Genomic DNA, 6,616 nt, shown 5'->3' on the forward strand with positions numbered 1-6,616 from the left:
GACTTTTTTAGACAATAATTTTTCGAGTCCTCCTTGACGATATTTTCCTAACCAATCTTGTACAGTGACTCTATTTCTTCCTAGCATTTCCGCAGCTTCTGTCACCGTTTTTGCCTTTTTTGTCTTTAACAAGTACAATACTTGTATTCTTTCTTTTCCTGAACCAGTTTTTTCTTTTCTAAGCAGTTCCTTGAGTTTTGCTTCACTTTCAGATATTTCTATCTTATAAACTCCTGCCATATTTTTCCTTTAACTCTACTAATATAGACCTCTTGCATAAATCCGAAAACAAACGATAGAAACAATAATAGGAGGGACTTTCAGTTAATTATTTATTAGTAGTTGATAATCTTCAAAAATGTTGCTGTACAAGGATCGACTTAAGACTTTTGCAAGAGGTCTTATGATATTCTAGCCTATCTGTAGTCACATTTTGGCGAATTGGTATAATACTAAATCCGTTGAGTAACGCACAGAAAACGGGTTTCTCGGAGAAACCCGTTTTCTACTCATGCACTCATGCAAAAGAGGGAATAGATAATCAGTTTTTAATAACTGGATTTAGTATCAGTCTTTAATAACAAGATTTAGTATAAACAAAAAAAAGCTCGTGTTGAACACGAGCTAAATTAACTAACTTCAAGGACTAACTAACCACCGACCTTAACTACTGGTTTAAAACTGGGAACAACCAGTTCACTATCCTGTTTAGTCAGCTTATTGTATAACCGTTCCGTATTGGGAAAATTAGCGGCCGGTAGAGTTGGGAAACGACGATAGGGAACCGTATCTTCACCAAATAATTGTAGGTATTCCATGCTATTAACCATGGCACCGATAAAAGCCTTTAATCCCTGAGTTGCCAGAATTTGGTTATATTTCTGGATTTCTTTTTGATTCAAGGGAGCGCGGCCCAAGAAGTGCTTGGTTCCCAATTCAATTACTTTCGTATTCGGATAGGGAGCATAGAATTCTTTCAGGTAAAGATCCGAACCACCTAAACCCTCAATAAACTCTTTCACCGTGATCTCAGCATTGCTTAATTTACTCTCTAAAGCGGTAAATTCGGCATTGATGATATAGGGTTCGAGATCCCGTTCAAAAATCTGACGATAGGCAGCGCGAACAGTATTTTGTACGGCAACTTTATCGAGATTAGTTAACAGTTTAAAGACCTTAGTTTGTTCCCGTTGAACCGTGACACCTTGACCGACACGAGATTGAATATCCGGTTCAGTACGAATCGAGACCGAAGGTGTACCCAATTCAATAAAGCGCGGGGTTTCCTCTTTATCAACTCTTTGGCCGATATCTTCGCGGAGATTGCCCAAACGCACCATCCGTAACTGCATCCCTTGGGGAGTTAGATAGCGCTCGTAGGGAACCGTATCTTCGCCAAAAGCTTCCGTATATTCAGGACTATCGATAAGGGCATCGATTAAAGCATAGAAGCCTTTTTTCGAGCAGATATCGAAGTATTGATTCATTTCCTGACGACCGTAGGTGGGACGACCGAGCAGACGACGGTGAATATATTCGATCGCTTTCACCACATAGAGAGGAGTCCAGTAGATTTTCCGGAAAGTCTCGGATTTAGCTAGGGTTTTGATAAACTCGCGCAGAGTAATATCGCCATTTTCCAGCTTAATCTCGGCCACGGATAAACGCTGACCTTCGTAGGGCATTCGACCGAAAACCTGACGATAAGCCGCTAAAATCACTCTTTGGGTGGAACTTTCACCAAATTTAACGCTTACCCCATTACTAGAACCGGGTAACTCGTTATTGAGACGGAAAACCTTCGGTCCCAAAGTACCGGGGAATTCACCTCGGGCCCCGGGGTTGCTATTTTGGTTATTAGTAGCAGGTCCGCGGTGGATGAGGATACGTTTGCTATCTTTACCGAAGGGAGCGGGACTAGAACTAGGTTCGCGGGTTTCTTTCGGGAAAATTGCCCCAAATTGGATTTCTAGGGGGTCATTTCCAGAACCGTAAACGTGCTGATCCGGTAAGGGGCGATCGTATTTAGCAAAGGTGGTGATAAATTGGGGAACTTTGCGGAAAGGTGCGCTGTAGTTAAACAGGTCGATCTGCATCCCCCAGTTGCGACATTCCTGTGCTTCTGCACCCAAACCCCGGAGATAGGGAACGGTTTCTTCGCCGAAATAGTCGGAATATTCCTGAGAATCGACTAAAGCATCGATTAACGCCCCTAAACCGCCGCTAGAGACGATCGAGAAGTATTTCTGCACTTCTTCCCGGGAGGAAGGACCGCGACCGAGGAAATGACGGAAAGCCAATTCTAGGGCGCGACTATTGATAAAAGGTTCAAAGAACTGTTTGCGGTAGAGAGGCGATTTACCGAGACGACGGACAAATTCTTTCATCGAGATGTCGCCGTTTTTCACCTTCGATTCTAGGTCAGAAATGGACTGACTATAGGCGCGGGTGATGTCCCGTTCAAAAATTTGTCTGTAGGCGGCCTTGATAATCGAAGATTTTTCCGACTCCGATAAACCGGTTTTCATGACAAACTTTTGCCGTTTTTCGGCGGCATTGTAGTAGCTTTGGGGAAGACTTAAACCCTGTTGGTCACTACTGGGACGTTGACGCAGTTTATTAGAGGGAGTGGGGGCTTTTAATTCCCCCAGTAGGATATTGAAATAGTCACTGATTAAAGTGGCCGCATCCTTGTCTCTTTGGAAATACTCGATCGAAGCGGCCCGCATTTCCTGTAGGGCCACGATGGTCGCGTCAATGGAACAGGCATTTTCGAGAACTTCCCTTAAACCGCGGGTATTAACGATCAGGATACTGGTATCACCAGCCACGATCGCGTATGTAATGTAACGCAGGAACCAGGATAAATCCCGGAGGGACTTCTGCATATTGCTCGGACCGTAACGAGAGACGTTAATCGGTCGGAATCCGGGGGGAATCGGGCCGCTAGAGGCGAAAATCCCTTTTAAGCCACCGAGAAGGCCACTACCGCCACCCGACCCGCTTTCAGCGTAGGTAACGGTTCCTAATTTCATCCCTTCCCTGACGTTGATAGCTGTACCGGCACCCACCAGGGCCATTTCTTCCACGGGGGGTTTTTCTAGATAAGCCATGGGTGAACCACCGGTAAAAATCCGGTTAGCTGCCCGTGAGACGATCAGATCGGAGTTCCGGGTGAGGGTTTGGGCAATATCTAAGCGCTTGCTCCCCGATTGGAAGTAGGCGATCAGTTCATTGAGTTCGGGTTTATCGAGAAAGCGGTCTTGTTGTTCTGCTTGGGTAATGGCAGATACCGGGACGGTTTGATAGAGTTGGGGACGCGCTAAGGAGCTGCCACCGCTTGCCTTAAGACTCATTGGATTTTAACTATCTCCCTTGACGATGTGCTGAGTTCTCCAATCGTGGAGGCGATCGGTCTTAAAACCAGATGTTTAAACATTTAATCAGCATCTAGATTAAAACTTTTTGTGCTTCCTGAGATAGTTTATTAAGAATTATATAGATTTTTTTCGCTCCAGTTGCCGATTGGTCTATTCTGACACCCCACCTGTATGGGAGGCTAACCAGTCTAAATAGGTCTGAGAACCTGCCACAATCGGTAAAGCGATGATTTCCGGGACGGCATAGCTATGCAGTTCCTGTATCTTCGCCGATAACTGCTCAAACTGCTTTAAATCGGTTTTGATCACTAATTGCCATTCCCTCTCGTTTTCAATCTGTCCCTGCCAACGATAAATGGAACGAATCGGGTAAATACTGACACAAGCCGCTAGGCGCTCGTTCAGTAAGGCGATCGCTAGGTGTTCCGCTTCCGTTTCGCTGGTCGTTGTCACCAGCACCACTCCAAAACCGGTTAATTTTTCAGTCATAAGTAGTCGTGCAAAATAAATTTCCTAGTGAAGATAGGCAACAGGCAATAGGCAACAGGCAAGAGGAGGAATAGATAATCAGTCTTTAATAACCGGATTTAGTATGATAACTGATATAGCGGTAAGCGCTTGAGTGAGATACAGACCAAGCCTTGCCTAGCATGGTTTATAGCTCGTGACACTGTACCTCATACGACTGCACACCGCTATAACTGATAACTGATAACTGATAACTGATAACTGATAACTGATAACTGATAACTGATAACTGATAACTGATAACTGATAACTGATAACTGATAACTGATAACTGAATTTAGGCGATCACTTTTTCTAAAGCGGCCAGATCGGGAATACAAAGAGAGTCCTGCTGTCGTTGAATCAGGCCTTTTTTCTGCAATTTGGTCAGGGATCGGGTCACGGTTTCCCGGGCCAGACCACTAATACTACTCAATTCCCGGTGAGGTAAATTAGGAATTATCGTACCCTGGCTGTTTTTTTGTCCTTGACCTTCGGCCAAAAAGAGTAAACTATCGGCGACTCTGGAGAGACTATCGGCCTCGCGCAAACGTAAACGCCGGTTAAGTTGACGCAAACGCTTGGCCATTAACTGAGAAAGACGAATTCCCGCTAAAGGTTCCGCTTTGAGCAGATTAAGAAAATCTTGGGCGGGAATACTGCTAATTGTGGCCGTGGTGAGGGTGATAGCATCAGTGGAGCGGGGAAATTCCTCTAAAGCGGCCATTTCTCCGACTATTTCCCCTTTACCGAGGATATTTAAGGTGACTTCTTTGCCCTCCACATTGTAAGTACGAATTTTCACCCAACCATCGAGAATAAAGTAAACCGAACCACCCCAATCATTTTCTAATAAAATCGCCCGATTAGCGGGATGGGTAAGGGTGACAGCATGAGAAATAACTTTATCGACGGTTTCAGGGGGTAAACCGACCAATAAAGTGGCTGTATCCAATAATTTTTGAATCTCTGCTGATTTTTCCGCAGGATAGCGTTTTTGTTCCATGGTTTAATATTTAAATTTTGTCCGTTTTAGGCGGGTGATTCTACAATAGAAAGTTGTGGGTATTTTTAGTGATCTAGTGACCGATAAACAGGATTTTTCCTCCCTACTGACCGAGATCGATCGGGTTCTTTCCAGGGTGATTTCGTCTCTAATTAACCCGCAAGAAGTTACTGCCGAGACAATTATCGCCACCCGTCAACAATTAGAATCGGCCAGAGCGCGGCTTTTTCCGTTATTATTCCCCGATCGAACCCCTGAAGTTGCCCGTTGGTCCCTGGGAATGGAGGTGCAACCAGAGGGGGTGAAAATCGTTTTTTTTCGGGAAAGCCAAGGACTGATCGATTTTTATCCTCTTTCTTGGAGTCTGGCAACGGGAACAAGCGATCGCTTACCCTGCCATCAGGTGGAAGAATATCTAATTAGCTGGCTATCTAATCGGGATTTTAGCACCGATTCTTGGCTCTGGGAAGCCCTGGAGCGATTAGAAGCTATCATTATCACCGATGACGGGGAAACCCCCACGGATGACCTAAAAAAAGCCCTTCTCACAGCGCAATTAATACCCCCCGATCGCCTCTCTAGTCTAGAAACAGCGATCGCTACTGCTCTGGCCTATATTCCCACCAGCGATCAACCGCAACCCCAAACCCTACTGGTGATCGAAGGGAAACGGGAAACCACCACTTTAGCGATAGTGGAAGTCCCAGCGCAAACTCGCTCTTTATGCCGTCAAGCGATCGCTCTGAGCCATTTTAACTACGGGGAAAACACCTATGAACAGGCGATACTCTCTCAGTTAATTTATCCTCTCTGGCGTTCTTTTTTGCCTCTTTCCCCCCGGGATCTCACCGATACTAATCCCTTAAAAAAATCTTTACTTGCAGCCGCTAGATTGACCAAATTAATCCTTCAAGAAGAAAGGGAATTTACCTCCTCTCTGGCCAGTCATACTTGGACGGTCAGTCGCACTGATTTAAATAAGAAGGTGATTATACCGTATCTAGATAATTTAAAACAGAAAGTTAATGATTTGTTAGAAAAACAGCAAAAAAGTCTTGAGGATATCGATCAAATAATTTTTAGCGGTAATTTTTTCTTGACCATTTGGCCTCATTTTCTAAGAGAAATACAGCAAGAATTTGCCGGTTGCCATCTAGAAGCCCCCAGTCAGGAAAACTTCTCACCGGCAATCTTGGGTTTAGGTCGTCTCTGTTTATTTTCGGCTCTTAGAGGTGAGAATGAAAATAATGCTTAAAAAAATCAAACAATTTAGGTGTGATACTAAGTAGCTGGTTATAATTAAATTAAAAATGAATTTTAGGTTCGATCCCCCCTGCCCCCCTTGATAAGGGGGGTGCCGATAGGTGGGGAGATCCCCCCTGCCCCCCTTGATAAGGGGGGTGTCTGATAACTTTTAACGCCTACCTACTTAAATCCTGTTTAAAAAGTATAGGATAGTGGGGGGGTCACTGCGTACGCGTTGCGGGGGGAAGTGGGGAGAAACAATTGATAACTTGAGAGTTAATCACACTATTAAAAACGGATTTAGTCTTATAAATTTTTTGGTTACAGCCTTTCTCATCAACATAAAGTACAACTTCATTAGACCTCTTGCATAATTAATTTTTGATGGTTCAAAAACGGCAAAAACAAGAATTAAACTGCCTGAAATCTGTCAATAGACCATTTAGTTAACTATTATTCATTCTTAATTCTCCTGACT

At 44.2% G+C, this 6,616-nt stretch carries 6 protein-coding genes; 1 reads left to right on the plus strand and 5 read right to left on the minus strand.

What is annotated here, in order from left to right; translation table 11 throughout:
- From ACE1AQ_RS16080 to ACE1AQ_RS16100, 5 genes are all read right to left on the minus strand, one after another.
- Positions 1-240 (minus strand): transposase (locus tag ACE1AQ_RS16080; protein ID WP_374808785.1); only part of this gene is annotated, 240 nt, incomplete at its 3' end.
- Between the two features lie 410 nt (positions 241-650).
- Positions 651-3,356: a phycobilisome rod-core linker polypeptide gene (locus tag ACE1AQ_RS16085; RefSeq protein WP_110546093.1), complete on the minus strand. Its 2,706-nt coding sequence runs from the start codon at positions 3,354-3,356 to the stop codon at positions 651-653.
- A 174-nt stretch (positions 3,357-3,530) separates the two neighbouring features.
- The gene (gene cutA, locus ACE1AQ_RS16090; protein ID WP_106909582.1) at positions 3,531-3,869 is read right to left on the minus strand and encodes a divalent-cation tolerance protein CutA; all 339 of its coding nucleotides are present in this window, start codon (positions 3,867-3,869) and stop codon (positions 3,531-3,533) included.
- Positions 3,870-4,075: 206 nt separating this feature from the next.
- A complete protein-coding gene (locus ACE1AQ_RS16095) occupies positions 4,076-4,228 on the minus strand; it encodes a hypothetical protein (protein ID WP_374808788.1) in 153 nt (50 codons plus the stop codon).
- Positions 4,186-4,893: a Crp/Fnr family transcriptional regulator gene (locus ACE1AQ_RS16100; RefSeq protein WP_008196282.1), complete on the minus strand. Its 708-nt coding sequence runs from the start codon at positions 4,891-4,893 to the stop codon at positions 4,186-4,188. Before ACE1AQ_RS16100 ends, ACE1AQ_RS16095 begins: the two co-directional genes overlap by 43 nt.
- Before the next feature lie 55 nt (positions 4,894-4,948).
- Here ACE1AQ_RS16100 and ACE1AQ_RS16105 point away from each other — a divergent pair, with 55 nt between their 5' ends.
- Complete coding sequence (locus tag ACE1AQ_RS16105) at positions 4,949-6,148, plus strand: hypothetical protein (protein WP_110545429.1); 1,200 nt, start codon at positions 4,949-4,951, stop codon at positions 6,146-6,148.
- Positions 6,149-6,616: the final 468 nt, after the last annotated feature.

Origin of the sequence: Microcystis sp. BLCC-F209, from assembly GCF_041928595.1 — a bacterium.
Taxonomy (GTDB): Bacteria; Cyanobacteriota; Cyanobacteriia; order Cyanobacteriales; family Microcystaceae; genus Microcystis.

Excerpts from the sequence above, each read along its gene's own strand:
- ACE1AQ_RS16085 (WP_110546093.1), bottom strand. The coding sequence starts at position 3,356 with ATGAGTCTTAAGGCAAGCGGTGGCAGCTCCTTAGCGCGTCCCCAACTC.
- cutA (WP_106909582.1), bottom strand. The coding sequence starts at position 3,869 with ATGACTGAAAAATTAACCGGTTTTGGAGTGGTGCTGGTGACAACGACC.
- ACE1AQ_RS16100 (WP_008196282.1), bottom strand. The coding sequence starts at position 4,893 with ATGGAACAAAAACGCTATCCTGCGGAAAAATCAGCAGAGATTCAAAAA.